Raw genomic sequence first — 24,678 nt, 5'->3', positions numbered from 1 at the left:
GCTCAGTGCTCCTTCGCGGCGTGCAGGGCGGTGTCGAGTGCGGTGTCGAGGATGGCGGGCAGCGCGTCGACGAACGTCTGCGCCTGCTCGGCGGTGAGGGTGAGCGGCGGGGCGAGCCGGATCACGTCGGGCTGGACGGCGTTCACCAGGAACCCGGCGGCGCGGGCGGCGGCCTCGACGGCGGGCGCGGCGGCCTCGGTGAGCACGACGCCGCGCCACAGGCCCCGGCCCCGCACGCCCGCCAGCAGCGGGTGGGTGATGGCGGCGATCCCGGCGGCGAGGGCGTCGCCGACCCGGGTCGCGTTGGCCAGCAGGCCGTCCTTGTCGACGGTGGCGAGCACCGCGAGGGCGGCGGCGGCCGCGACGGGGTTGCCGCCGTAGGTGCTGCCGTGGTCGCCCTTGGCGAAGATGCCGCCGTGCTCGCCGAAGGCCAGGCACGCGCCGACCGGCAGGCCGCCGCCCAGGCCCTTGGCGAGGGTGAGGACGTCGGGGCGGGCGTCGTCGTGCTGGAAGGCGAACCAGGTGCCGGTGCGGCCGATGCCGGACTGGATCTCGTCGGCGACGAACAGCGCGCCGGTGGCGTCGCAGACGCGCCGGGCGGCGGCGAAGTAGCCGTCGGGCGGCGGGACGACGCCGCCCTCGCCCTGGGTGGGCTCCAGGAACAGCGCGGCGCAGTCCTCGGTGACGGCGGCTTCGAGCGCGGCCGCGTCGCCGTAGGGGACGAAGCGGACGTCGATGGCGAACGGGCCGAACGGCTCGCGGATCGCCTTCTTGCCGGTCAGCGACAGCGCGCCCATGCTGCGGCCGTGGAAGCCGTTCTCGGTGGCGACGAAGGAGGAGCGGCCGTGGGTCTTGCCGTACTTGATGGCGAGCTTCAGCGCGCACTCGTTGGCCTCGGTGCCGCTGCTGGTCAGGAAGACCCTGGCGTCGCCGCCGGCCAGCTCGACCAGCGTCTCGGCGAGCCGCACCTCGGGCTCCTGGAGGAACAGGTTGGAGGTGTGGGCGAGGGCGGCGGCCTGCTCGGCGACGGCCCGGACCAGCGCCGGGTGGCCGTGGCCGAGGGAGGAGACGGCGATGCCCGCGATCAGGTCGAGGTAGGCGTTGCCGTCCACGTCCCAGACGGTCGCGCCCTCGCCGCGCGCCAGGGCCAGCGGCGGCACGCCGTAGTTGGGCATGAACGCGGCCTCGTACCGCGCCCTCAGGTCGTCGTTGTTGTCGGTGCTCATGGGGTGGGGGCTCCCGCGGGGGTGGGCAGGACCATCGTTCCGATGCCCTCATCGGTGAAGATCTCCAGCAGCAGCGAGTGCGGCACGCGGCCGTCCAGCACGTGCGCCTGCGGCACGCCGCCGCGCACCGCGTGCAGGCACGCCTCCATCTTGGGGACCATGCCGGCCGACAGCTCGGGCAGCAGCATGGCCAGCTCGTCGGTGGTGAGGCTGTCGATGACGTCGTCGCTGTCGGGCCAGTCGGCGTACAGGCCCTCCACGTCGGTGAGCACCACCAGCTTGGTGGCGTCCAGCGCGACGGCGAGGGCGGCGGCGGCGGTGTCGGCGTTGACGTTGTAGATCTCGCCGTCGTCGCCGCGCGCGACGCTGGAGACCACCGGCACGCGGTCGTCGTCCAGCAGCGCGCGCACCGCGCCGACCTGCACCTCGACGATCTCGCCGACCTGGCCGATGTCGACCGGCTCGCCGTCCACCAGCGCGGGCTTGCGCTCGGCGGTGAACAGGTTGGCGTCCTCGCCGGACATGCCGACCGCGAACGGGCCGTGCCGGTTGATCAGGCCGACCACGTCGCGCTGCACCTGCCCGGTCAGCACCATCCGCACCACCTCCATGGCCTCGGGCGTGGTGACCCGCAGCCCGGCGGTGAAGGTGGAGGCGATCCCGGCCTGCTCCAGCGCGGCGTTGATCTGCGGGCCGCCGCCGTGCACCACGACGGGCCGCAGCCCGGCGTAGCGCAGGAACACGATGTCCTCGGCGAACGAGTGCCGCAGCGCCTCGTCGCTCATGGCGTGGCCGCCGTACTTGACCACGACGGTGGTGCCGTGGAAGCGCTCCAGCCACGGCAGCGCCTTGATGAGGGTCTCGGCCTTGTCCAGCACCCCGGCGCGGTTCTTGCGCATGCGCGCGCCGCTGACGACCGCGCTCACGTCGAGTACGCCGAGTTCTCGTGGACGTAGTCCGCGGTCAGGTCGGTGGTCCACACGGTGGCGCTGTGCGGGCCGGCCGACAGGTCCACGGTGATGGTGACGTCGCGGGGCCGCAGGTCGACCTTGCCGCGGTCGTCGCCGAACGAGCCGTTGCGGCACACCCACACGCCGTTGATGGCGACGTTGAGGTGGTCGGGCTCGAACACCGCGTCGGTGGTGCCGACCGCCGACAACACCCGGCCCCAGTTGGGGTCCTCGCCGTGGATGGCGCACTTGAGCAGGTTGTTGCGGGCGATGGAGCGGCCGACGGTGACCGCGTCGGTCTCGCTGTCGGCGCCGACGACCTCGACGGTGATGGACTTGGAGGCGCCCTCGGCGTCCACCAGCAGCTGCCGGGTGAGGTCGTGGCAGACCTCGGTGAGCAGCGCGGTGAACTCGGCCTCGTCGGGGGTGACGCCGGTGGCGCCGGAGGCCATCAGCAGCACGGTGTCGTTGGTGGACAGGCAGCCGTCGGCGTCGAGCCGGTCGAAGCTGACGCCGGTGGCGGCGCGCAGCGCCCGGTCCAGCGCCGCGGCGGGCAGATCGGCGTCGGTGGTGACCACGCACAGCATGGTGGCCAGCGACGGAGCGAGCATCCCGGCGCCCTTGGCCATGCCGCCGATCATGTAGCCGGCCGCGCCCTGCCGGAAGGCGATCTTGGCGACGGTGTCGGTGGTGCGGATCGCGTCGGCGGCGGCGAGACCGCCGTCGCCGCGGGTCAGCTCGGCCGCGGCCGTGTCCACCCCGGCCAGCAGCGGGTCCATCGGCAGCCGCTCGCCGATCAGCCCGGTGGAGCAGACCGCGATCTCCCCGGCCGAGGTGGCGAGCGCGGCGGCGGCCCGCTCGGCGGTGGCGTGGGCGTCCTGGAACCCGGCGGGGCCGGTGCAGGCGTTGGCGCCGCCGGAGTTCAGCACGACGGCGTGCACGCGGCCGCCCTTGAGCACCTGCTCCGACCAGAGCACCGGCGCGGCCTTGACGCGGTTGGCGGTGAACACCGCCGCCGCCGCGCGCGAGGGCCCGTCGTTGACGACCAGCGCCAGGTCGCGGGCGCCGCTGTTCTTCAGGCCGGCGACGACGCCGGCGGCCCGGAAGCCTTGGGGGGCGGTGACGCTCAAGGGGAGACTCCGATCGTGGTGAGACCGAGCGTTTCGGGCAGGCCGAGGGCGAGGTTGGCGCTCTGCACCGCGCCGCCCCCGGTGCCCTTGGTGAGGTTGTCGATGGCGGCCACGACGACGACGCGCCCGGCGTGCTCGTCGAGGGCGACCTGGACCAGGGCGGTGTTGGCGCCCAGCGTCATCGAGGTCGCGGGCCACTGCCCCTCGGGCAGCAGCGCGACGAACGGCTCGCCGTCGTAGGCGGCGGTGTAGGCGTCGCGCAGGGCGGCGGCGGTGAGGCCGGGGGCGGCCTTGGCGGTGCAGGTCGCCAGGATGCCGCGGCTCATCGGGACCAGCGTCGGGGTGAACGACACCGTCACCGGGGCGCCCGCGACGGCGCTGAGGTTCTGGATCATCTCGGGGGTGTGCCGGTGCACGCCGCCGACGCCGTAGGCGCTGACCGACCCCATGGTCTCGCTGCCCAGCAGGTGGGGTTTGAGGGAGCGGCCCGCGCCGGAGGTCCCGGAGGCGGCGACCACGACCACGTCGGGCTCGGCCAGCCCGGCGGCGAACGCCGGGAACAGCGCGAGCGTGACGGCCGTCGGGTAGCAGCCGGGCACCGCGACGCGCTTGGCACCGCGCAGCAGCTCGCGCTGGCCGGGCAGCTCGGGCAGGCCGTAGGGCCAGGTGCCCGCGTGCGGCGAGCCGTAGAAACGTTCCCAGTCGGCGGCGTCGGCGAGCCGGAAGTCGGCCCCGCAGTCGATCACCAGGGTGTCGTCGCCGAGCTGCTCGGCCAGGGGGCCGGACTGCCCGTGCGGCAGCGCCAGGAAGACGACGTCGTGGCCGGACAGGGTGCCGGGGGTGGTCTCGGCCAGGACGCGCCCGGCCAGGGATCGCAGGTGCGGCTGGTGCGCGCCCAGCTCGGTGCCGGCGTTGGAGCCCGCGGTGAGCGTGCCGATCTCGAACTCGGGGTGGCCCGCCAGGATGCGCAGGACCTCGCCGCCCGCGTACCCGCTGGCGCCCGCTACCGCCGCTCGGATTCCCATGTTCCCCCGCCCTCGTTCCAGCAACGAGCAAGATTATGCATGAGAGTGGATGAGTATTCAAAGAAGCCGGGCGAAGTTCTCACTATCTGGACGGTAAGACCTGGATGAATATTAGTTAGATACCTAAGGATTTGACACCTAACAATCAGGGGTCTAAGAAGGGGGCATGGAAAGCAGGGACCTCGGCTTCGACGTGCCGAGCACGGCGTTCGGGCCGATCGAGGAGTGGCCGCTCGGCCGGCTGTTCGGGACGGCGGCCCAGCGCTCGGGGGCGGTGTACGCCAGGCTGGTGGACGAGGCCCGGCCCGGCACCAGCCTCAGCGGGTTCCTGATGTTGCGCCTGCTGGTGGGCCGGGACGGGCAGCGTCCCGGGGAGCTGGCGCGCCAGCTCATGGTCACCCCCGCGACGGTCACCACCGTGGCCGACACCCTGGAGCGCAACGGGCACCTCGAACGCCGCCGCGACGCGGCCGACCGCCGCGTGGTGCGGCTGCACATCACCCCGAGCGGGACCGACCTGGTCGACCGCACCGCCGCGCGGATGCTCCCCCACCTGCGGGACCTGTACGGGTTCGTGGACCCCGAGGACGAGCCCGCCGTGCGGCGGTTCCTGCTCGGCCTGATCGAGCGCTACAACGCCCTGCTGTCCCAGGACGGACCGGCCGACACCTCCTCGGCGGCCGTCGAGGAGGCCGCCGAGGACATCCTCGACGCCCTGATGCCCGACGAGCTGCCCGACGACCTGGTCCCCGGCACGACCGACCGCCCCTGACCACCCATCCCTGACCATCGACCCCTGCCCGACCCCGACCACGACGCCTCTTCCGAAGGAGAGCGCGCATGACCGCACCTCCCCCCGAGCCCACCGTCCGCACGGTGGACCTGCACAAGACCTACTCCTCGCCGCGCGGCGACGTGCCCGCCGTCCAGGGCCTGGACCTGGCCGTCGCGCCCGGTGAGTTCTTCGGCCTACTCGGCCCCAACGGCGCTGGGAAGTCCACCACCATCGGGATGCTCACCACGCTGGTGGTGCCCACCTCGGGCCGCGCCGAGGTGTGCGGCTTCGACGTCGCCGCCCACCCCGTCGAGGTGAAGCGGCGCATCGGCGTCGCCTCGCAGAACAACACCCTCGACAACGACCTCACCGGCGCGGAGAACCTGGAGTTCCGGGGCCGCTACTTCGGGCTGAACGCCAAGGACGCCCGCCGCCGCGCCGACGAGCTGCTGGACATGTTCGGCATGGGCGACCGGCGCGACGGCAAGCCGTTCGAGCTGTCGGGCGGCCAGGCCCGCCGCCTGATGATCTGCCGGGCGCTGATGCACCGCCCCGAGGTGCTGTTCCTGGACGAGCCCACCGCCGGGCTCGACCCGCAGACCCGGGTGAACCTGTGGGAGGTGCTGCGCGACCTCCAGCAGCAGGGCCAGACCATCCTGCTCACCACCCACTACATGGAGGAGGCCGAGGCCCTGTGCGACCGGGTCGCGGTCGTGGACCACGGGAAGCTGCTGGCCAGCGGCACCGTCGCCGACCTCAAGGCCGAGGCCGGGGCCGACACCGTGATCACCGTCGGCTATGACGGGCCGGTCCCCGAGGGCGTGGCCGCGCTGCGCGAGCGCGCGGGCGTCGAGCGGGTCGAGGTGACCGACGGGCAGGTCCGCGTGTTCGCCCGCGCCCCCGAGGGCGTGCTCGGCGAGCTGGTCGCGGTCGGGTCCGCGGCCGGGGTCGGCGTCACCGACGCCTCCCAGCTCCGCCCCAGCCTGGAGACCGTGTTCCTCACCCTGACCGGACGGGAGTACCGCGAGTGACCGCCACCGACTCCACCACCGACGCCGCCGCCCCGGCTCCGGCCGCTCCGCCCGTGCCGATCGGGCGGCCCACGCTCGCGCGCACGTTCCTGGCGATGATGGCCCGCGAGGTGCGGGTCATGCGCAAGAACTTCCTGTCCACGTTCCTGCGCGTGGTCATCCAGCCGGTGTTGTTCGTGTTCGTGTTCGCCTACGTGCTGCCCAAGATCAGCACCGGCGGCGCGTCGTTCGCCCAGCAGGGCTCCGGCCCCACCTTCGCCACCATCCTGGTGCCCGGCCTGATCGCCTCCTCGATCGTGATGCAGGGCATGATGGCAGTGATCTTCCCGCTGATGATGGAGCTGTCCTGGCAGCGCTCGATCACCGACCGGGCGCTCGCGCCGGTGCCGGTGCCGCTGCTGGCGGTCCAGAAGATCGTGGCGGCCGCGCTCCAGGCGCTGATCGGCGGGCTGCTGGTGTTCCCGGCGGTGCTGCTGATCCACGCCGAGGGGCAGGCGCCCAGCATCCACGTCGGCAACTGGCCGCTGCTGGTCCTGATGATGGTGTGCGGGTCGCTGCTGTCGGCCGCGGGCGGGCTGCTGCTCGGCACGTTGATGGACCCGCAGAAGATGCAGGTGCTGTTCGCGCTGGTGCTGCTGCCCATGACGATGCTGGGCTGCGTGTACTACCCGTGGGCCGCGATGGACGGGGTGCGCTGGCTCCAGATCGTCGTGCTGGCCAACCCGATGGTCTACGTCAGCGAGGGGCTGCGCGCGGCGCTGACCCCGCAGATCGAGCACATGCCGTTCTGGGCCTACGGGTCGGTGCTGGTGCTGGGCACCCTCCTGCTGGGCTGGTGGGCGACGCGCACCTTCACCAAGCGCGTGCTGACCTGACGGCGGGTGCCCGCCCGGCGCGTCGCCGGGCGGGCACTCCGGGCCCGGTCACATCGGCTCGATCTCGGTCAGGCCCGTGTCCCGGTCCATGTGGAGCCAGCGGGTGACGCCGAGGGAGCGCAGGAACGGCAGGTCGTGGCTCACCACGACCAGCGCGCCCTGGTAGGCGTCCAGGGCCTGGCCGAGCTGGCGGACGCTCGCCATGTCGAGGTTGTTGGTCGGCTCGTCCATCAGCAGCAGCTGCGGGGCGGGCTCGGCCAGCAGCAGCGACGCCAGTACGGCGCGGAACCGCTCGCCGCCCGACAACGTCCCGGCGAGGCGGTCGGCCCGGTCGCCCCGGAACAGGAACCGGGCGAGACCGGAGCGGACCTCGGTCGTCGAGGCCGACGGCGCTTGGGCGCGCACGTTGTCCAGCACGCTCAGCGCGTCGTCCAGCACGTCCAGCCGTTGCGGCAGGTAGCGGACCTGCACCGCCGCCTCCTCGGCCAGCCGCCGCAGCAGCGTGGTCTTGCCCGCGCCGTTCGGGCCGACCAGCGCGAGCCGCTCCGGCCCCCGCACGATCAGCTCTTCCAGCGCGACGGGCACCGGGCCGTCCTCGGGCTCCGTTTCCAGCCTGGCCTCGGGCACGGGCAGGCCGCCGACCGCCAGCACCGTCCGGCCCGCCGGGACCACGGTCGCGGGCAGCTCGACGCGGATCTCGGCGTCCTCCCGGACCAGCTCCTCGGCCTCGCTGAGCCGCTGCCGGGCGCTCTCGATCCGGTCCTCGTGCAGGCCCCGGTGCTTGCCCGCCGAGACCTGCGCGGCGCGCTTGCGCGCCCCGATCAGGATCTTGGGCAGGCTGCCGCTCTCCTGGACCTTGCGGCCCTGCCGGGCGCGCCGGGCCAGCTTGGTCTGGGCCTCGGCCAGCTCGCGCCGCTGCTTGCGCAGGTCGGCCCCGGCGGTGCGGACCGCCTGCTCGGCGGCCCCGCGCTCGGTCTCCAGCAGCTCCTCGTAGGCGGTCAGGCCGCCGCCGAACGAGCGCACGCCGCCCTCGCGCAGGTCGGCGATCTCGTCCACCAGGTCCAGCAGCTCGCGGTCGTGGCTGACCACCACCAGCACGCCCGGCCACGCCGCCACCGCCTCGTACAGGCGGTGGCGCGCTTCCAGGTCGAGGTTGTTGGTGGGCTCGTCCAGCAGCAGCACGTCCGGCCGGGCGAGGAACAGCGCGGTCAGCCCGACCATCACGGTCTCGCCTCCGGAGAGGGTCGCGACGGTGCGGTCCAGGTCGAGGTGGCCGAGGCCGAGCCTGGCAAGCTCGGCGTGGGCGCGCTCCTCCACATCCCAGTCGTCGCCGACCACCGCGAAGTTCTCCTCGGTGGCCTCGCCGCGCTCGATGGCGTGCAGCGCCGTGCGCGCCGGGGTGATGCCGAGCAGGTCGGCGACGGTGCTGCCGGTGCCGAGCGGCAGGTTCTGGGGCAGGTACCCGATCCGGCCCTCGACGGTGACGGTGCCCGAGGCCGGGGCCAGCTCCCCGGCGATCAGCTTGAGGAGGGTGGACTTGCCCGCCCCATTGAGGCCGATCAGCCCGGTGCGGCCGGAGCCGAAGACGGCGTTCAGCCCGTCCAGCACGACGGTGCCGTCGGCCCAGGCGAAAGTGACGTCGGAACACACGATGGAATATGACAAAACGGAACCTCCACGACGCGTCGGAATGCACAGGGACACGTTGGAGACACCGCGGAACACGCAGCGCACCGGAAGGCAGATGCCGAAGAAGGCATGAAAAAGCCCGGCGAACGAGGGGTCCACACTGAGGTCACGATGCGCGAGCCGCAGAAGGGCTACCGCGCGGCGTCTCGACCTCAGTTCTTCAAAGGACTCCCCTACCGGGCGACAATGTGACCCAACTACTCTACCCGCGCTCCTGACGCACCTCAAGAGACGTGCGCCCGTTTTCTCAGTGCGCGATGAAATCCCGCGCACGGCACCCGCGCGTCGAACAATGGACGCTCCGACTAAGGGAGCCCGTCGATGCGCCACCAGCCCCCGTCCACTCCCCCACCCTGGGCCGTCCGGATCCGCGCCGAACGTGAGACGCGCGGCTGGGGCAAACGCGCCATGGCCCGCCAACTCCTGGGGGCGCTGGAGGCTCCCTTACAGGAGCGCCGGATCAGCTCGCTGGCCCGTCAACTGGGTTACTGGGAAGCCGGAACCCACTATCCCCGGGACTGGGCTCCCTGGTTCGCGCGGGCCTTCGGCGTGGACGAGGCCGAGCTGTTCGGCACGGCGAGCCCCGCGCCGACCTTCGGCAAGACTCTCACCCGCCTAATGGCCTGGCGCGGCGTGCACCTGCGCGAACTGGCCGAGACCGCCGGCTGCGACGTGTCCGACCTCGTCATGATCTCCAATGACCTGGTCCTCCCGTCCCGCCCCCTGGCCGAACGCCTGGACACCGCCCTCGACGCCCAAGGAAAGTTGATAGCCCTCGTCCCCGCCGAGTCGGCCTCCTCCGTTCCGCCGGGTCTCCCAGCGGTTAGCGTGGAAGAGACCATCCGCCTTGACGATGAGGACGACATGGAGCGTCGGCGACTGCTGCTGGCCGCCCTCGGCCTGGGGGCGGGAGCCCTCGGTTCGAGTGGCGAGCCCGTCCGGCAGCTCCTCGCCGACGCCCTGGACAGCGAGCCGCGCACCCTGGAGGAATGGCACCTGGCCTACCTCGACCACCGGTACGGCCTGGCCAGCCGGTCGCCCGCGCAGGTGCGCGACGCTCTCATCATCGACCTGATCGCGGTCCGTCGGCAGCTGGCCACGGCGGGCCCGCGCGAGAAGCCCGAACTGGAGCGCGTCGTCGCGGCCCTGTCGACGGTGCTGGCCAACGCCCTCACCCGGCTCGGCGAGGACGGGGCCGCCATCCGCTGGTGGCGCACGGCCAAGGCGGCGGCCGACCGGTCAGAGGATCTGGATCTGCGCCTCATGGTGCGCGCCGAGGAGGCGGGGTGCGGCCTCTACGGCCAGCGCCCTCCCGCCATGGTCCTGCACCTGGCCGAGCAGGCTGGGCACCTCGCGGACGGCCCTGCCCGCAGTGGCCTGGTGATGGCCGGCTGCCACCGGGCGAAGGCACTGGCGCTCGAAGACCGCCGCGAAGAGGCCCACCGCGCGCTGGCCGACGTCACGGAGCTGCTGTCCGGCCAGGTACCGGCGGCCGAGCACGGTTACTCCGACCAGATCCTCATCAGCTCGTTCCATTTCGCGCAGAGCTGGGTGTACGCCCGCACCGGCGACGAGGGCCCGGCGGCCGACGCCCGTGCGCGGGTCCTGGAGACGCCGGGCCTCGACTACCAGTACCGGACCAATGTCGGTCTCCACGAAGCCCAGTGCACCGTGATCAAAGGCGGCGTCGACACCGGCGTCCGGCAGGCGGCCGACATCCTGGCGGAGCTGCCCGCCCAGCAGCGCAGTCACGTGATCGGAGAAACGGGCAGAGCGGTGCTGCGGGCGGTGCCGGTCGAACAGCGCCAGCGGGCCGCCGTGCGCGAGCTGCGCGAAGTGCTGGCGCAGACCGCGCCCTCGCCCGCTCTCGGTTCCGGGGCCTGACACAGCGGAACGGCCCGCGCCCCCGGAAATCCGGGGGCGCGGGCCGTTCCGTCGTGTTCGCCTTACGCGCCGCGCAGGGCCGCGCCCGTGCGTTCGGTCGCCACCGCCACCGCCGCGTCGCGGGCCGCGCCCGCCTCCTCGGCGGTCAGCGTGCGGTCGGGCGCGCGGAAGCGCAGCGTGTAGGCCAGGGACTTGCGGCCCTCGCCCACCTGCTCGCCGGTGTAGACGTCGAACAGCCGCACCGACTCCAGCAGCTCGCCCGCGCCGTCGCGCAGCGCCGTCTCCACGCGCGCGGCCGGGACCGCGCCGTCCACCACCAGCGCCACGTCCTGCGTCGCCACCGGGTAGGTGGACACCGGCGGCGCGACGACGGTGCCGGGACCGGCCAGGCGGTCCAGCTCCAGCTCCATCGCGCAGGTGCGCGGCGGCAGCCCGTACGCCTTGATGGTGCGCGGGTGCAGCTCACCGGCGTGGCCCAGCAGGACGTCGCCCGCGTACAGCGCCGCGCAGCGGCCCGGGTGCCACGGCTCGTGCCGGTCGGCCTCGACGCGCAGCTCCACGCCCGCCTCGCGGGCCACCACGCGGGCGGCCTCGACGGCGTCGGCCCAGGTCGCCGGGCGGCCCTTGCCCCACCAGCCCGACGGCTCGAACTCCCCGGCCAGCACCACGCCCACCCGGCGCGGCTGGTCGGGCAGCGCGGCGTCCACCGAGGCGATGTCCTCGGCCGACGGGCCGTGCTCCACCGACAGCCGGGGCGCGCGCGACGGCGCGCCCTCGCGCGGCCGGAACACCAGGCCCGTCTCGAACAGCGCCACGTCGCCGAAGCCGCGGCCCACATTGCGCGCCAGGGACTTCAGCAGCCCCGGCAGCAGCGTGGTGCGCAGCAGCGGCTCGTCCTCCGACATCGGGTTGGCCAGCCGCAGCGCGCGGCGGCGCGCGTCGCCCTCGGGCAGCAGCAGCGCGTCGGCGTCCTTCTCGGCGGTGAACGGGTAGTTCAGCACCTCGACGTAGCCCGCGCCCGCCAGCGCGCGGCCGACCCGGCGGTGCAGCCGCTGGCGCGGGGTGAGGCCCCGGCCCGCGGCCGGGCGCGGCGCGCGGGAGGGGATGTTCTCGTAGCCCTCCAGCCGGATGACCTCTTCGGCCAGGTCGTTGGGGTCGCCGAGGTCGGGACGCCACGACGGCGGCGTCACCGTCAGGGTGTCCTCGCCCTCGACCGTGCAGCCGACCTGCTCCAGCCGCTTCACCACCGTGGCGCGGTCGTAGGCGACGCCCGCGACCTTGCCGGGGTGCCCGGCAGCCATCGTGACGGTGCGCGCCGCGACCGGGGCCTCCGCCTGGGTGACGCCCGGCACGATCTCCGCGCCGCCCAGCTCGGCCAGCAGCCGCGCCGCCCGGTAGGAGGCGTGCAGCGGCAGCTCGCGGTCGACGCCGCGCTCGAACCGGTAGGACGCCTCGCTGTGCAGCTTGTGCCGCCGCACCATGCGCGCCACGCCGACCTCGTCGAAGTGCGCCGCCTCGATCACCATGTCGGCGGACTTCTCGTCGATCTCGGTGGCCAGGCCGCCCATCGTGCCCGCCAGGGAGATCGGGCCCGAGTCGTCGGTGATGAGGATGTCCTCGGCGTCCAGCGTGCGCTTGACGTGGTCGAGGGTCTCCAGCTTCTCGCCCGCCGCCGCGCGCCGCACGATGATCGGGCCGGTGAGCTTGGCCCGGTCGAAGGCGTGCAGCGGCTGGCCGAGCTCCAGCATCACGTAGTTGGTGACGTCGACCGCCAGCGACACCGGCCGCATCCCGGCGCGGAACAGGCGCACCTGCATCCGCAGCGGGGTCCGCGCCGCCGGGTCGAAGCCGCGCACCTCGCGCAGCACGAACCGGTCGCAGGCGGTCGGGTCGGCGATCGCCGCCGGGTAGGACTCGCCCTCACCGGCGGGCAGTTCCACGGCGGCGGGGTCGGTGAACGGCACGCCGTAGGCGGTGGCGGCCTCGCGGGCGATGCCGCGGATCGACAGCGCGTAGCCGCGGTCGGGCGTGACGGCGATGTCCAGCACGTCGTCGCGCAGGCCGAGCAGCTCGATCGCGTCGTCGCCGGGCACGGTGCCGGGCGGCAGCACCAGGATGCCGCTGTGGTCGTCGCCGATGCCCAGCTCGGTCACCGAGCAGATCATGCCCGCGGACATGCGCCCGTAGGTCTTGCGCGCGCCGATCTGGAACCCGCCGGGCAGCACGCCGCCCGGCAGGATCACCACGACGTGGTCGCCGACGGCGAAGTTGGTCGCGCCGCAGACGATCTCCTGCGGCTCGCCGGTGCCGTTGGCCCGCCCGACGTTGACCGTGCAGTAGCGGATCGGCTTCTTGAAGCCGGTCAGCTCCTCGATGGTCAGCACCTCGCCGACCACCAGCGGGCCGGTGATGTCGGCGCCCGCCTGCTCGACGGTCTCGACCTCCAGCCCGGCGTCGATCAGCTTGGCGGCCAGCGCGCGGCCGGTCACCTCGGCGGGCAGCTCGACGTACTCGCGCAGCCAGGAAAGCGGGGCCCGCATCAGATCTCCGTCCCGAACGGAAGGGTGAACCGCACGTCGCCCTCCACCATGTCGTGCATGTCCTCGACGCCGTGGCGGAACATCAGCGTCCGCTCCACGCCCAGGCCGAACGCCCAGCCGCTGTAGCGCTCGGCGTCCACGCCCGCGGCCACCAGCACCCGCGGGTTGACCATGCCGCAGCCGCCCAGCTCGATCCAGCCCTCCGACGAGCAGGTGCGGCACGGCTCGGCGCCCGGCTCCACCGACGCGCCGTGGCACACGAAGCACTGCATGTCCACCTCGGCCGACGGCTCGGTGAACGGGAAGTACGACGGCCGGAACCGCGTCTTCAGCCCCTCGCCGAACATCCCGGCCACGAACGCGTCGATGCCGCCGCGCAGGTCGGCCATCGTCAGGCCCTCGTCCACCGCCAGCCCTTCGAGCTGGTGGAACACCGGGCTGTGCGTGGCGTCCAGCTCGTCGGTGCGGTAGGTGCGGCCGGGCACCACCACGTACACCGGCAGCTCGCGCGACAGCAGCGAGCGCACCTGCACCGGCGAGGTGTGCGTGCGCAGCACCAGGTCGCTCTCCTCGGCCTCCACGAAGAAGGTGTCCTGCATGGAGCGGGCCGGGTGGTCGGGCTTGAAGTTCAGCGCGTCGAAGTTGAACCAGCCCGCCTCGACCTCGGGCCCCTCGGCGATCTCGAAGCCCATGGACACGAACACGTCGGCCATGCGCTCCTGGACCGTGGTGAGCGGGTGGCGGGCGCCGCGCGGCGCGCGGTCCCAGGGGAGGGTGACGTCGACGGTCTCCTCCACCAGGACGCGCTGGTCGCGCTCCTCCTCCAGCTCGGCCTGGCGGGCCTTCAGCGCCTGGGCCACCGCGCCGCGCGCGGCGCCGATGCGCTTGCCGGCCTCGGCGCGGGCCTGCGGCGGCAGCGCGCCGATCTCCCGGTTGGCGAGCGCCAGCGGGGACCGGTCGCCGGCGTGCGCCAGGCGGACCTGCTTGAGGTCGTCGAGGCCGGTGGCGGCCGCGATGGCCGCCAGGGCGCGGTCGCGGGCGCCGTCGAGCTCTTCGGGCTGCAACGCGGACACCTCGACGGGGTCGTAGGACTTGTTGGGTGCAGACATGGTGGTGTGACAACTCCGGTCGGCGTGGGACGTCCGCAGTCTAGTGCGCGGACGGTGAGGTTCCGGAACAGCGTGCGCGTGCCGCGCCGCCCGCTCGGGGCCCGTCGGGCGGCGCCTCGCTCAGGAGGCGGCGTAGTCCGGGGCGCCGGCGGGCAGGGTAAATCGGAACTCGGCGCCGCCCCCGGGGGCGCGCTGCACGGTGATGGTGCCGCCGTGCGCCTCGACCAGGCCCTTCACGATGTACAGGCCGAGGCCCGTGCCGCCGCGCCGGTTGCCGCCGGGACCGCGCCAGAACCGCCGGAACACGCGCTGGGCGGCCTCGGGCGGAATGCCCTCGCCCTCGTCGCGTACCGACACCGCGGCCCCCTCCTTGTGCGCGTCCGGCTCCACCACGATCGTGACAGTACCAGCGCCGTGCCGCACCGCGTTTTCCACCAGGTTGCCGAGGATCTGGTCGACCTTGTCGGGGTCGAGCCACATCTCCGGCAGCTCGCCGCGCACCTCGAAGCGGAACCGGTCCTCGGCGTCGCCCGCCGCGACCCGGCCCGCGAGGATCTTGCGGATCTCCTCGGCGACGTCCACCACCTGGCGGCGCATCTCCAGCCGCCCGGCCTCGATGCGCGACACGTCCAGCAGCTCGGTGATGAGCCGGGTGACGCGGTCGGCGTCGGCGTTGACGGTCTCCAGCATGACGCGCTTCTGGTCGTCGTTGAAGCGGTGCCACTTGGCCAGCAGCGTGGCGGTGAAGCCCTTGACGCTGGTCAGCGGGGAGCGCAGCTCGTGCGCGACGGTGGAGACGAGGTCGGCGCGGTCGCGCTCCAGGCGGGCGCGGTGGGCGGCGTCGCGCAGCGACACCGTGAACCGCTCGACGCGGCCCCGGTCGTCGCGCCGGTAGCCGGCGGTGACCAGCAGCTCGGTGCCGGTGGGCAGGTAGAGGGGGCGTTCGGGGTGGCGGGTGCGGGTGGCGAGGCCGTCGTAGGGGGCCAGGCACTTCCACCAGTCGCGGCCCTCGGCGTCGTGCAGCGGCAGCACGTCGCGGAAGTCGCGGCCGAGCGCGGCGGCGGCGGGGATGCCGGTCATGCGGGAGGCGGCGGCGTTGAACACCACCACGCGTGCGTCGCGGTCGGCCACCAGCAGGCCGTCGGGCAGGTCGTCGGCCAGAGCGCCGGCCGGGTCGGCGGCGGGGCCGCCCTCCCCCGGATCCGCGGGCACGCGTTGCGGCACGTGCGGGGATTCCTCTCCGCCCACAACGGCCTCCAGAACACCGGTGAATACGCGGCCTGTCGAGAACAGACTCTATCCGGAGTCGGCCACCTCGCGGGACCCGGAGAAGCCCTCGCGGCAAGGCTTTTGTGGCCCCGGCGACGGGTCGGCGACGGATCGCCGGAGGTCAGCGGCGGGCCGACGGGCCGCCGTGACCGGGCACGCCGCCGGGCGCGCTGCCCGGCTCGTCCTCGACGGGGAACAGCCGGTACAGCCCGGTGATGTGCAGCAGCCGCCGCTGGGCCGGGCGCACCCGCGCCAGCCGGATCTCCCCGCCCTGCTCGGCGAGGTGGTTGTGCACCGCCACCAGGGCCCCCAGCCCGGTCGCGTCGCAGAACGGCACCCCGGCGAAGTCGACCACCAGCGTGCGGAACCCGGCGGCGTGCAGCTCGACCAGCCGGGCGCGCAGCGTGTCGGCGGTGCGCAGGTCGATCTCGCCGGTCACCGCGGCCACCGCCGTCTCGCCCCGGGTGCGCGCCACGGTGACGCGCAGCTCGGGCGGCTCGCCCCACGACGGGTCGGCCCACGCGCGCCCCTCGCGCACCCGGACGGCCCCCACGCCGCGGTCGGCCTCGGGTGCGCCCCCGCACCGCACCGCCGCCGGCCTGCGGCTCGTCCTGCGGACCGCCGTGTTGTCGTCGGTCATCACGTTCGCCCCCACTTCGCACGGCCTCATCGCCGCCCTCGTCAACACCGTAGGCATTCGATGAGACGCGTGAATCCGCCGCCGGGTTGGTATCCCGCTCCTCCTTCGGAACGAGCCGGACCCGGGGAGCGGCCCCCCGCACGCCTCCCATACGGGTCCATGCTCGCAGCTCAGAGCTTTGGAAAAGGCCCTGAGCGCGGCCGGTTGCGGCCAGGCGGGAAAAGGTGACGCACAGTGACGCCGGGCAGCTCACGCTGACAATGGCCCGACAGGCGCGTCAGGCCGGCCGTCGGGCCCCGGAGCCGCTCAGCCCTGCCGCTGGGCGCGCGCCGAGGCGTACAGGCAGACCGCCGCCGCGGTCGCCAGGTTGAGGCTCTCGGCGTGCCCGTAGATGGGGACGCGCACCACGTCGTCCACGTGTTGCAGGATCTCCTCGGGCAGGCCCCACGCCTCGTTGCCGAAGACCCACGCGGTGGGCCGGGCCAGGGTGCCGTCGTCGATGGCCTCGTCCAGGGTGCGCTTGCCCGCGCCGTCGGCGGCCAGGACGGTGAGCCCGGCGCGCTTCAGCTCCGGGATCAGGGTGTCGAAGCGCGGGCCCACCACCACCGGCAGGTGGAACAGGCTGCCCGCCGAGGCGCGCACGCACTTGCCGTTGTAGGGGTCGACCGAGGCGTCGGTGAAGACCACCGAGTCGGACCCGGCGGCGTCGGCGGTGCGCAGGACGGTGCCCGCGTTGCCGGGGTCGCGCACGTGCGCGAGGACGGTCACCAGGCGCGGGGTGGTGGCGAGCGCGTCGTCGAGGGAGACGTCGACGAACTCGCAGACCGCCAGCAGCCCCTGCGGGGTGACGGTCTGGGCCAGCTCGGCCATGACCTCGCCGCTGACCCGCAGTATCGGGACGCCCGCCTGCTCGGCCGCCTGGATCAGGTCGGCGTGGCGGGTCTCGGCCTCGGCGGTGGCGAACAGCTCGGCGAGGCCGCCGGGGATGCGCAGCGCCTCGCGCACCGCCTGCGGGCCCTCGGCCAGGAAGCGGCGCTCGCGGCGCCGGAAGGCACGTTTGGCGAGCCGGCGAGCCGCCTTCACCCGTGGTGATCGGACAGAGGTCAGCTCGCGGCCCGCCATACGCAGTTACTCGCTATCTACAGCTACGGTCGCCGTCAGGCGGCCTGGCTGCCCTCGGCGGGCAGCGCGTCCTGGGCCAGCTTCACCAGGGCGGTGAAGGCGGCGGCGTCGTTGACGGCCAGCTCGGCCAGCATGCGGCGGTCCACCTCGATCTCAGCGGCCTTCAGGCCCTGGATGAAGCGGTTGTAGGTGATGCCGTTGGCGCGGGCCGCGGCGTTGATGCGCTGGATCCACAGCCGGCGGAACTGCCCCTTGCGGTCCTTGCGGTCCCGGAAGGCGTAGGTCATGGAGTGGAGCTGCTGCTCCTTGGCCTTGCGGTACAGACGCGACCGCTGGCCGCGGTAGCCGCTCGACCGCTCCAGGACGACCCGACGCTTCTTGGCGGCGTTGACCGCCCGCTTCACGCGTGCCACGTGTTGGACTCCTTCGTGGGGGCCGGGGCTCTCGGCTCCGGCCGGTCGTACAGACGGTGGGTCTTGCGGCGCTTACTTGCGCAGCAGCTTCTTGATGTTCTTGGCGTCGGCCGGGGCCACGACGGCCGGGCCGTCCAGGCGGCGGGTGCGCTTGGTCGGCTTGTGCTCAAGCAGGTGGTTCTTGTTGGCGCGGCGGCGCATCACCTTGCCGGAGCCGGTCAGCTTGAAGCGCTTCTTGGCACCGCTGTGGGTCTTGGTCTTCGGCATGGCGCCGTCGTCTCCCTCTGCTTCGGGGCCTCCGCGCGGCGGCACGGAGGCGCGCCTGACGGGCGCGATCTACGGGTCACGTGGACCGCGCCTCGGTCAGGCTCAATGTAGGTGCGTCCAGGTCCCGCCGGAGCGGGACCGTCAGGATCGGGACCGGCCCGCGGACCGGCCCCGGTGGCCCGGCCGGGCCGTCAGGCGGTACCGGCGTCCGAGACCTGCTCGGCGGCCTGCTCGGCGGCCTCGTCGGCGGCCTGCTGGGCGCGCTCGGCCTTGGCTTCCGCCTTGGCCTCCGCCTTCTTCTTGTGCGGACCGATCACCATGATCATGTTTCGGCCGTCCTGCTTGGGCCGCGACTCGACGAAGCCGAGCTCCTCGACGTCGTCGGCGAGCCGCTGCAGCAGCCGGAAACCGAGCTCGGGCCGCGACTGCTCGCGGCCGCGGAACATGATCGTCACCTTGACCTTGTCCCCGGCCTTGAGGAACCGCACCACGTGACCCTTCTTGGTCTCGTAGTCGTGCGGGTCGATCTTGGGCCGGAGCTTGATCTCCTTGATGATCGTGTGCGCCTGGTTCTTCCGCGCCTCACGCGCCTTCATCGCGGACTCGTACTTGAACTTGCCGTAGTCCATGAGCTTGGCGACGGGCGGGCGCGCGGTGGGCGCCACCTCGACCAGGTCGAGGTCCGACTCACGCGCGAGTTCAAGGGCCTTGGCGATGGGAACGATGCCCACCTGTTCGCCGTTCGGGCCGACGAGCCGGACCTCGGGCACGCGAATGCGGTCGTTGATACGCGGTTCGGCGCTGATGGGACCTCCTTGGGGCCGTTCCTTGGGCTGTGGGACCGGTCGTACCCCTGGGCCTTCACGCAAAAAGCCCCGCACGACTCGCATGCGGGGCCACCTTCGGTCGCCGCGACGCCCAGTGGCGACGCGGACGACGGCGTTCCGGGCGGCGAAGCGCCTGGACACCGGACCGAGACCCGCCGGCCCGCGAGCCGGTCAGGTGGGAGGTGGCCTCCGCTTGAGCGCCCGGAGCGTCCGCCGTTGCGGGCGTGCGTACCGGGCCGGTCAGCTCCCAAGACTATCACCTGCGGGAGGATGCGGCGAACCCGCGCCGGAGCCCGGCCGCGGCCCGTCCTCTGACGGTGGCCAGGCCCGGCCGCCGCGCCGTCAGTCGTCGGTCAGGACGATCACCCGGTCGCCCGCCGCGAAGGTCAGCGGCCGGTCCTTGGCGGGGTTCAGCACCACGCCGAAGGCGGGCGGGACCTGGGTCCGCGCGCCGACCCGGTAGCCGACGGCGATGTCGCCGCGGCGGCGGGCCGCCTCCACCACGGTGTGGAAGGTCATCTCCACGCCGGGCAGCACGTAGTCCTCGACGGGCTTGAGGTAGATCTCGGCGCCGCCGGGGTCGAACAGGTCCCCGAACACTTCAGCCAGGTGCCGGTTCTCCGACAGCTGCACCATCAGCAGGCTGAGCAGCTTGTCGCCGACGATGAAGTCGTCGGCCCTGGCGACCTGGGCGAGCCTGCGGTTGCGGTCGTCGCTCATCTCGCTGACGATCGCGTACCGGCGGCCGCTCTCGCTCTGCATCTGCCGCAGGTGCAGCAGGGTGATCAGCACCCGGCTGTCGGCGTACTGGGCGTCGGCGTCGTCCCGGCACAGGACGATCACGTTGGCGTAGGAGGCGATGTCGAACGACTCCAGCGCCGCGCGGGTGCCGGTGTCGCCCAGGGTGAAGGCGGTCTCCAGGTTGCGCAGGGCGGGCCGGAGCAGTTCCAGCTCGGCCTTGGCGTCGGGGTCGTCGGCCACCACGTCCAGCCGGGAGCCGGGGGCGGCGTGGCCGTCGAGGCGGCGGACGATGATGGCGGCGCGGCGGTTCCAGCCGAGCACCAGCGTGCGCGAGGGGCGCGGGGCCCGGTCGGGGACCGCGGCGATGCCCTCCTCGACGACCCGGCCGTCCCAGGGGCCGGTGAGCACGGTGTCGTCGTCGGCGGAGATGGCGATGATCTGGTCGCCCGCGGCGACGACGGTGTCCAGGTCGGGGCGGAGCTCGACGGCGCCGCCCGCCCGGCGCAGGCCGATGACCGAGGAGTCGGGGTAGGCGTGCAGGGCCTCGCCGAGGGTGCGGCCGGTCAGCCCCGGCTCGGCGGTCATGTAGATCTCGTCGCCGGCGAAGTCGAGCAGGTCCTGGTAGACCACCGACAGGCCGGACTGGCGCGAGGTCTGCACGATGAGGCGGGCGGCGATGTCGTCGGAGTCGACCAGCACGGTCTCCTCGCCGCCGGCGAGCCGGACGGCGGCGCGGTTGCGGGCGTCCTTGACCGGGGCGACGATGTGGTACGGCCCGGCGCGCCGGGTGGGGCTGTTGGTGATGGCCAGCAGCGTCTTGGTGACGTGCGCGTCGGGGGCCGCGCCGGGCGGGGCGAGCACGATGATCGACTGCGCGGTCTGCGGGCTGACGATGTCGATGTCGCCGGGGTCGACGGGGCTGCCGGTGCGGCACACCACGCGGGTGCGGCCGGTGCGGCCGACCACCTTGCGGATCTCCTCCTCCATCTCCACCCGGTCCCGGTCGGCCAGCACCGCCACGCAGCCGCCGCGCCGGCTGGCGTTGGCGGCGGCCAGCTCGGAGATGACCGGGAACACCTGGTCGGACCAGCCGAGCACGACGGTGTGCCCCTTCTCCACGACCCGGGAGCGGCCCTTGCGCAGTTCGACGATCTTGTTGTCCACGCCCTTGGTGAGCAGGCTGATCAGCGCGCTGGCGAAGAACAGCCCGGCCAGCGCCAGCGCGATCACCAGGCCCCGGTGCGGCCAGCTGCCGGTGGTGGCCTCGCCGAGCTTGAAGGTGTCGACGGTGTTCTTCCAGATCTCCGCCAGGGCGCCGGACGCGGTGGCCCGGCCGCCGCCGTCGACCACGACGATCAGCGCGCTGAGCACGACCACCAGGACGGCCGAGACCAGCGCCAGCCAGCCGATCAGGGCGGGGGTGCCCCGGGACATGGTGTTGTCGAACCAGTACTTAGAGCGACGGCCCAGCGTCGGTCTGCTCAAAGGATCTCCCTCCGGGAACCGTGCTGCGAGAACCCCGTGCCCGGCCGGATGCGCCCGGCCCCACCGCGCTGAACTGCGGCTACTGGGATACCCGGCGGGGCCGGGGGCAACCGCGCGCCCACCCTGGCCTGTTGAGATATACCGTCGGCCGATATATACAGATCACATGAGCAGGCAGATGCAGGAGCCCACGTTCCTGATCCTCACCGCGCTGGCGGGCGGGTCCCGGCACGGCTACGGGATCATCACCGACGTCGAGCGCATCTCCGGCGGCCGCGTCCGGCTGCGCGCGGGCACCCTGTACGCCGCGCTGGACCGCCTCCAGGGCGACGGCCTGATCGCCGCCGACCGCGAGGAGATCGTGGACGGCCGCCTGCGCCGCTACTACGCGCTGACCGACACCGGGGCCGAGCGCCTGGCCACCGAGGCCGAACGCCTGCGCGCCCGCGCCGAACTCGCCACCCGCCGCCTGGCCGCCCTGCCCCGCCTGCGCGGCGACGGCTCCCCCGCCTGACCGAGAGGACCTCCCCTTGCGCACCCTCGAAGACCGGTACCGGCGGCTGCTGCGCTGGTACCCGGCCGAGCACCGCCGCGTCCACGAGGACGAGATGCTCGGCGTGCTGCTGGCCACCGCCGAGCCGGGCCGCTCGCGTCCCCCGTTCAGCGAGGCCACCGACCTGATCTGCGGCGGGTTGTGGTTGCGGTTCCGCTATACCCCCGAGCGGCTGCGGCGCGCGGGCTGGCCGGACGCCGCCGCGCTGACCGCGCTGCTGGCGCCCTTGCTGCTGCTCGCGCTGACCCTGCGCTATGCGCTGGACGCCGTCCTGGTCGCGAGGCTCGCGGAGCAGGAAGTGGTCTTGGTGGAGATAGTGCCCGGCGGCTTGTTGACGTTCGACATGTTCAACGCCGCCCCCGCCTGGCTCGCCGCCGGGACGGCGGCCGTGCTCGCCTTGGCCGGACTGCGCCGGACCACTGCCGTGGTGGCGGTCGCCGCCGCAGTGTTCCAGATGGTCACGCAGCCTTGGGAAGGGGGAACGGGTTTCGTCACGATGACCCTGCGCGCGGTGACGCCGGGGTTGCTCCTGCTGATGCTCGCCGCCGCCGTCCTGGTGTCCCCCGGACCGCGCCGGGCCGTGCGGCTGCTGGGCGGCACCGGGGTCGGACTGGCCGTGGTGGCGGCCTGCGCCGCGGTACTGGCGGGCTCCCGGCTGCTGGACCTCTCCACGCCCCTGGGGAACGGGCCCCCGCTGGCCGCGACGGCGGTCGCGGGCGCGGCCGCCGGGGTCATGCTGCTGCGCAGTGCCGGCGGGCGGCGTGCGGCGGTCGTGCTGGCCGTCCCCTTGGCGGCCCCGCTGCTGATGCTCGGTTGGCGCGCCGCGCTGCTGCTCGGGGCGGGCGGCGCCGGGTGACGGGGTTGTGCCCGTTGGGGCCGGGCCTGGAGCCGTCCCGGTTGTTACCGTAGGGCCAGGACGGCCCCCTCGGGCCGGTGCCACGGAGAGACCCGCGATGCCCGCTCCCAGGACCGCCTCCCGGACCGCCCCCTCGCTGCCGCGGCTGGAGTTCGCGCAGAAGGCGTTCATCTGCGACCGCGACCGGCTGCTGCTGGTCCGCAAGACCGCCGCCGACCCGCACCATCCGGGCCGCTGGGAGGTGCCGGGCGGGCGGCTGGAGGCCGCCGCCGACCTCGATCTGGACGACCACATCCGGCGCGAGGTGTGGGAGGAGGTCGGGTTGAAGGTCGATCCCGGGCCGCCGTTCCACCTGTGGCAGTGGTTCATGCCCGACGGCCGGGACCGGGTGCGGGTGGTGGCGGCCGCGCGGGAGTGCCGGCCGCTGTCGCTGGACGTCAGCATGGTCCACCAGACCGCCTCCGACCATCTGGCCGACCCCACCTGGGTGCCGCTGCCCGAGGTCGCCGGGTTCGAGCTGATCCCCAGCCTGCGGCCGGTGCTGCGGGCCTTTCTGCGGCTGCGCGCGGTTCGTTGATGGACCGGGCCCGCGTCCCGCGCCCTCCGGTGGCGTGGCCGGGCCTGGCGGGGGTCGCCGACCGGCGCTTCGCGATGGTGGTGATGGGCGACGTGCGGATCGAGGTGCGCGCGGCCCTGCCGGAGTTGCGGTTCACCGAGCTGACCGCCGACCGGCTCACCTACGCGCCCGCGCGTGTGCTGGTCGCCGGGACCGCCGTCAACCTGGCCCGCCGCGCCACCGCCTACTTCGGGCGCGTGGCGGTGGTCGGCAAGGTCGGTGACGACGACTTCACCGCGCCGATCCGGCGCGAGCTGCGCCGCCTGGGCGTGCGTGACCTACTGTGCGCCGAGCCGGGCGCGGCCAACGCGGTGTCGGTGATGCTGCGCGACCGCGCCACCGAGCAGGGGCCGGGGGTGCGGCTGCTGGTCGCCGAGGAGCACGCGCCGAGCCGCCGCCTGTCGGCTGCCGACGTGCGCCGCGCCGCCGGGGAGATCCGCCGCGCCGACGTGCTCTGCACCGACGGGTACGCGCTGCTGTCGCCGATCTCGGCGGGCGCGCTGCGGCTGGCGGCCGGGATCGCGCGCCGGGCCGGGACGCTGGTGGTCTTCGACGTGGTCCCGCACGACGTGGACTCCCGGCTCGCCGCCGCCGAGCTGGCGCAGACGTTGTGCCTGGCCGACGTCGTCATCTGCGAGGTGCCCACCGTGGCGCGGCTGCTGGGCCGGGCCGCCCCCGGCGACGCGGCCGGGGTCCGGGCGCTGCTGCCCGCGCTGGACGGGCTCGCGCCGGGCCGCCCGCTGTGGCTGCTGCGGTACGGGCCCGGCTCGATGGAGCACGCCGTCGCCTACCGCAACGGCGATCTGCTGCTGGAGTACGACACCGGGTACGGGCCGGGCGTGGAGCGGGCCGGGTTCGGCGACCGCCTCGCGACCGCGGAGATCTACTGGTGGCTGTCGGCCCGTTCGGGCTCCTGACCCCCGGCCGCCCGGCGCATCGCCGCCAGCGTGCGGGCGAACCGCGCCCGGCTGTCGGGCAGCCCGAAGCTCTCCTGCCAGCGCCAGGCCGCCGGGGCGCGCCCGTCCAGCGCCAGCGCGGCCGCCCGGCGCAGGAACTGGCTCGGCGCGCCGTCGCCGGGGTGGACGGTGGCGATCCCGTCCTCCTCGACCAGCAGGTAGGAGCGCCCGGCGCGAAAGCGGGCGCGCAGCGCGCCGTGGGAGCCCTCCTCCCCGGGCCGCCCGAACGCCTCCAGCACCGCCCGCATCCCGGTGACCGACGGCAGCAGATGCCAGTGCGCGTGGTCGATGCACGCTCCCCCGCCCTGCGGGCTCCCCGGGCCGTGCTCGAACAGCGCCAGGTCGGGGCTGCCGTAGGCGGTCTCGTACAGGCGGGCGACGCGGTCGCGCCAGCGGCGGGCCCGCGTCCACAGCGCGGCGTCGAACTCGCCCGCGCACGTCAGGTGCTCCTCCGACACCAGCAGCAGGTGCCCGTCGGCGAGCGGCGCCAGGTCCGGCATCAGGAACAGGCCGCCGCCCGCCGCCAGCACGGCCGACGCGCCCGGCAGGTCCGCCATGGCGTTCAGCCGGAACCGCAGCGGCGGGCACAACACGCAGTCGGGCTCCGAGCGTTCGGTCACCGCGCCTCCCCGGGGGTCGTCACAGAACGTGCCCGGCGGCGCGCCCCGGTGATCTGTACGCGGGCGGTCAGATCGGCGG

At 73.8% G+C, this 24,678-nt stretch carries 23 protein-coding genes; 8 read left to right on the top strand and 15 right to left on the bottom strand.

Going from position 1 to position 24,678, the window contains the following annotated elements:
- Window positions 1–2: 2 nt before the first annotated feature.
- From AH6_RS34685 to argC, 4 genes are read right to left on the bottom strand one after another with little or no spacing between them, the layout of a single operon-like run.
- Window positions 3–1,226, bottom strand: a complete 1,224-nt coding sequence (locus AH6_RS34685; RefSeq protein WP_067488713.1) for an acetylornithine transaminase — start codon at window positions 1,224–1,226, stop codon at window positions 3–5.
- The gene (gene argB, locus AH6_RS34680) at window positions 1,223–2,125 is read right to left on the bottom strand and encodes an acetylglutamate kinase (RefSeq protein ID WP_067488738.1); all 903 of its coding nucleotides are present in this window, start codon (window positions 2,123–2,125) and stop codon (window positions 1,223–1,225) included. The genes AH6_RS34685 and argB overlap by 4 nt, the downstream gene beginning before the upstream one ends.
- Before the next feature lie 23 nt (window positions 2,126–2,148).
- Entirely contained in the window at window positions 2,149–3,306 is a 1,158-nt protein-coding gene (gene argJ, locus AH6_RS34675) for a bifunctional glutamate N-acetyltransferase/amino-acid acetyltransferase ArgJ (protein WP_067488712.1), read from the bottom strand.
- The gene (gene argC / locus AH6_RS34670) at window positions 3,303–4,331 is read right to left on the bottom strand and encodes an N-acetyl-gamma-glutamyl-phosphate reductase (protein ID WP_067488711.1); all 1,029 of its coding nucleotides are present in this window, start codon (window positions 4,329–4,331) and stop codon (window positions 3,303–3,305) included. The genes argJ and argC overlap by 4 nt, the downstream gene beginning before the upstream one ends.
- A gap of 166 nt (window positions 4,332–4,497) precedes the next feature.
- On the opposite strand from argC, the gene AH6_RS34665 reads away from it, so the two are divergent.
- From AH6_RS34665 to AH6_RS34655, 3 genes are all read left to right on the top strand, one after another.
- Window positions 4,498–5,103, top strand: a complete 606-nt coding sequence (locus AH6_RS34665; RefSeq protein WP_067488709.1) for a MarR family winged helix-turn-helix transcriptional regulator — start codon at window positions 4,498–4,500, stop codon at window positions 5,101–5,103.
- 68 nt (window positions 5,104–5,171) lie between these two features.
- Window positions 5,172–6,137 carry an ABC transporter ATP-binding protein gene (locus tag AH6_RS34660; RefSeq protein WP_067488707.1) on the top strand — a complete coding sequence of 322 codons (966 nt, stop codon included), beginning with the start codon at window positions 5,172–5,174 and terminating at the stop codon, window positions 6,135–6,137.
- Window positions 6,134–7,012, top strand: coding sequence for an ABC transporter permease (locus AH6_RS34655; protein WP_245679600.1), 879 nt, complete (start codon window positions 6,134–6,136; stop codon window positions 7,010–7,012). Before AH6_RS34660 ends, AH6_RS34655 begins: the two co-directional genes overlap by 4 nt.
- Window positions 7,013–7,060: 48 nt before the next feature.
- Here the strand turns inward: AH6_RS34655 and AH6_RS34650 are convergent, their stop codons facing one another.
- Window positions 7,061–8,677, bottom strand: coding sequence for an ABC-F family ATP-binding cassette domain-containing protein (locus AH6_RS34650; protein ID WP_067488705.1), 1,617 nt, complete (start codon window positions 8,675–8,677; stop codon window positions 7,061–7,063).
- A gap of 345 nt (window positions 8,678–9,022) precedes the next feature.
- On the opposite strand from AH6_RS34650, the gene AH6_RS34645 reads away from it, so the two are divergent.
- Window positions 9,023–10,585, top strand: a complete 1,563-nt coding sequence (locus AH6_RS34645; protein WP_067488703.1) for a transcriptional regulator — start codon at window positions 9,023–9,025, stop codon at window positions 10,583–10,585.
- Between the two features lie 62 nt (window positions 10,586–10,647).
- Here AH6_RS34645 and pheT read toward each other — a convergent pair whose 3' ends face one another.
- The 9 genes from pheT to AH6_RS34600 form a co-directional block, all read right to left on the bottom strand.
- Window positions 10,648–13,125: a phenylalanine--tRNA ligase subunit beta gene (pheT, locus tag AH6_RS34640; RefSeq protein ID WP_067488701.1), complete on the bottom strand. Its 2,478-nt coding sequence runs from the start codon at window positions 13,123–13,125 to the stop codon at window positions 10,648–10,650.
- Complete coding sequence (pheS, locus tag AH6_RS34635) at window positions 13,125–14,234, bottom strand: phenylalanine--tRNA ligase subunit alpha (protein ID WP_067488696.1); 1,110 nt, start codon at window positions 14,232–14,234, stop codon at window positions 13,125–13,127. The genes pheT and pheS overlap by 1 nt, the downstream gene beginning before the upstream one ends.
- Window positions 14,235–14,354: 120 nt before the next feature.
- Window positions 14,355–15,446 carry a sensor histidine kinase gene (locus tag AH6_RS34630; protein ID WP_067488733.1) on the bottom strand — a complete coding sequence of 364 codons (1,092 nt, stop codon included), beginning with the start codon at window positions 15,444–15,446 and terminating at the stop codon, window positions 14,355–14,357.
- A gap of 178 nt (window positions 15,447–15,624) precedes the next feature.
- Entirely contained in the window at window positions 15,625–16,143 is a 519-nt protein-coding gene (locus AH6_RS34625; protein WP_083983770.1) for an STAS domain-containing protein, read from the bottom strand.
- A gap of 306 nt (window positions 16,144–16,449) precedes the next feature.
- Complete coding sequence (locus AH6_RS34620) at window positions 16,450–17,265, bottom strand: TrmH family RNA methyltransferase (RefSeq protein WP_067488691.1); 816 nt, start codon at window positions 17,263–17,265, stop codon at window positions 16,450–16,452.
- Between the two features lie 35 nt (window positions 17,266–17,300).
- Window positions 17,301–17,678 carry a 50S ribosomal protein L20 gene (rplT, locus tag AH6_RS34615; protein WP_067488690.1) on the bottom strand — a complete coding sequence of 126 codons (378 nt, stop codon included), beginning with the start codon at window positions 17,676–17,678 and terminating at the stop codon, window positions 17,301–17,303.
- Window positions 17,679–17,750: 72 nt separating this feature from the next.
- The gene (gene rpmI / locus AH6_RS34610) at window positions 17,751–17,945 is read right to left on the bottom strand and encodes a 50S ribosomal protein L35 (RefSeq protein WP_067488686.1); all 195 of its coding nucleotides are present in this window, start codon (window positions 17,943–17,945) and stop codon (window positions 17,751–17,753) included.
- A 191-nt stretch (window positions 17,946–18,136) separates the two neighbouring features.
- Entirely contained in the window at window positions 18,137–18,835 is a 699-nt protein-coding gene (gene infC, locus AH6_RS34605) for a translation initiation factor IF-3 (protein ID WP_083983769.1), read from the bottom strand.
- A 279-nt stretch (window positions 18,836–19,114) separates the two neighbouring features.
- Window positions 19,115–20,998 (bottom strand): CASTOR/POLLUX-related putative ion channel, encoded by a 1,884-nt coding sequence (locus tag AH6_RS34600; RefSeq protein ID WP_067488682.1) that lies wholly within the window; start codon window positions 20,996–20,998, stop codon window positions 19,115–19,117.
- A 166-nt stretch (window positions 20,999–21,164) separates the two neighbouring features.
- On the opposite strand from AH6_RS34600, the gene AH6_RS34595 reads away from it, so the two are divergent.
- From AH6_RS34595 to AH6_RS34580, 4 genes are all read left to right on the top strand, one after another.
- The gene (locus AH6_RS34595; RefSeq protein WP_245679598.1) at window positions 21,165–21,512 is read left to right on the top strand and encodes a PadR family transcriptional regulator; all 348 of its coding nucleotides are present in this window, start codon (window positions 21,165–21,167) and stop codon (window positions 21,510–21,512) included.
- Between the two features lie 16 nt (window positions 21,513–21,528).
- On the top strand, window positions 21,529–22,407 hold the full coding sequence (locus AH6_RS34590) for a hypothetical protein (RefSeq protein ID WP_067488676.1): 879 nt from the start codon (window positions 21,529–21,531) through the stop codon (window positions 22,405–22,407).
- 97 nt (window positions 22,408–22,504) lie between these two features.
- Window positions 22,505–22,984 carry an NUDIX domain-containing protein gene (locus AH6_RS34585; protein WP_067488668.1) on the top strand — a complete coding sequence of 160 codons (480 nt, stop codon included), beginning with the start codon at window positions 22,505–22,507 and terminating at the stop codon, window positions 22,982–22,984.
- Complete coding sequence (locus AH6_RS34580) at window positions 22,984–23,940, top strand: carbohydrate kinase family protein (protein WP_067488667.1); 957 nt, start codon at window positions 22,984–22,986, stop codon at window positions 23,938–23,940. Before AH6_RS34585 ends, AH6_RS34580 begins: the two co-directional genes overlap by 1 nt.
- On the opposite strand, the gene AH6_RS34575 is transcribed toward AH6_RS34580, so the two are convergent.
- Window positions 23,907–24,599, bottom strand: coding sequence for an HIT family protein (locus AH6_RS34575; RefSeq protein WP_067488666.1), 693 nt, complete (start codon window positions 24,597–24,599; stop codon window positions 23,907–23,909). The two genes, AH6_RS34580 and AH6_RS34575, sit on opposite strands and share 34 nt — an antisense overlap.
- Window positions 24,600–24,678: the final 79 nt, after the last annotated feature.

Origin of the sequence: Actinomadura hibisca NBRC 15177 (genome assembly GCF_001552635.1) — a bacterium.
Classification (GTDB): domain Bacteria; phylum Actinomycetota; class Actinomycetes; order Streptosporangiales; family Streptosporangiaceae; genus Spirillospora; species Spirillospora hibisca.
This window is presented reverse-complemented; position numbering and strand designations above follow the sequence as displayed.

Excerpts from the sequence above, each read along its gene's own strand:
- argB (WP_067488738.1), bottom strand. The coding sequence starts at position 2,125 with ATGCGCAAGAACCGCGCCGGGGTGCTGGACAAGGCCGAGACCCTCATC.
- AH6_RS34585 (WP_067488668.1), top strand. The coding sequence starts at position 22,505 with ATGCCCGCTCCCAGGACCGCCTCCCGGACCGCCCCCTCGCTGCCGCGG.
- infC (WP_083983769.1), bottom strand. The coding sequence starts at position 18,835 with ATGCGAGTCGTGCGGGGCTTTTTGCGTGAAGGCCCAGGGGTACGACCG.
- AH6_RS34580 (WP_067488667.1), top strand. The coding sequence starts at position 22,984 with ATGGACCGGGCCCGCGTCCCGCGCCCTCCGGTGGCGTGGCCGGGCCTG.
- AH6_RS34645 (WP_067488703.1), top strand. The coding sequence starts at position 9,023 with ATGCGCCACCAGCCCCCGTCCACTCCCCCACCCTGGGCCGTCCGGATC.
- argC (WP_067488711.1), bottom strand. The coding sequence starts at position 4,331 with ATGGGAATCCGAGCGGCGGTAGCGGGCGCCAGCGGGTACGCGGGCGGC.
- AH6_RS34595 (WP_245679598.1), top strand. The coding sequence starts at position 21,165 with ATGAGCAGGCAGATGCAGGAGCCCACGTTCCTGATCCTCACCGCGCTG.
- AH6_RS34625 (WP_083983770.1), bottom strand. The coding sequence starts at position 16,143 with ATGACCGACGACAACACGGCGGTCCGCAGGACGAGCCGCAGGCCGGCG.
- AH6_RS34685 (WP_067488713.1), bottom strand. The coding sequence starts at position 1,226 with ATGAGCACCGACAACAACGACGACCTGAGGGCGCGGTACGAGGCCGCG.
- AH6_RS34665 (WP_067488709.1), top strand. The coding sequence starts at position 4,498 with ATGGAAAGCAGGGACCTCGGCTTCGACGTGCCGAGCACGGCGTTCGGG.
- AH6_RS34660 (WP_067488707.1), top strand. The coding sequence starts at position 5,172 with ATGACCGCACCTCCCCCCGAGCCCACCGTCCGCACGGTGGACCTGCAC.
- rpmI (WP_067488686.1), bottom strand. The coding sequence starts at position 17,945 with ATGCCGAAGACCAAGACCCACAGCGGTGCCAAGAAGCGCTTCAAGCTG.
- pheS (WP_067488696.1), bottom strand. The coding sequence starts at position 14,234 with ATGTCTGCACCCAACAAGTCCTACGACCCCGTCGAGGTGTCCGCGTTG.
- pheT (WP_067488701.1), bottom strand. The coding sequence starts at position 13,125 with ATGCGGGCCCCGCTTTCCTGGCTGCGCGAGTACGTCGAGCTGCCCGCC.
- AH6_RS34620 (WP_067488691.1), bottom strand. The coding sequence starts at position 17,265 with ATGGCGGGCCGCGAGCTGACCTCTGTCCGATCACCACGGGTGAAGGCG.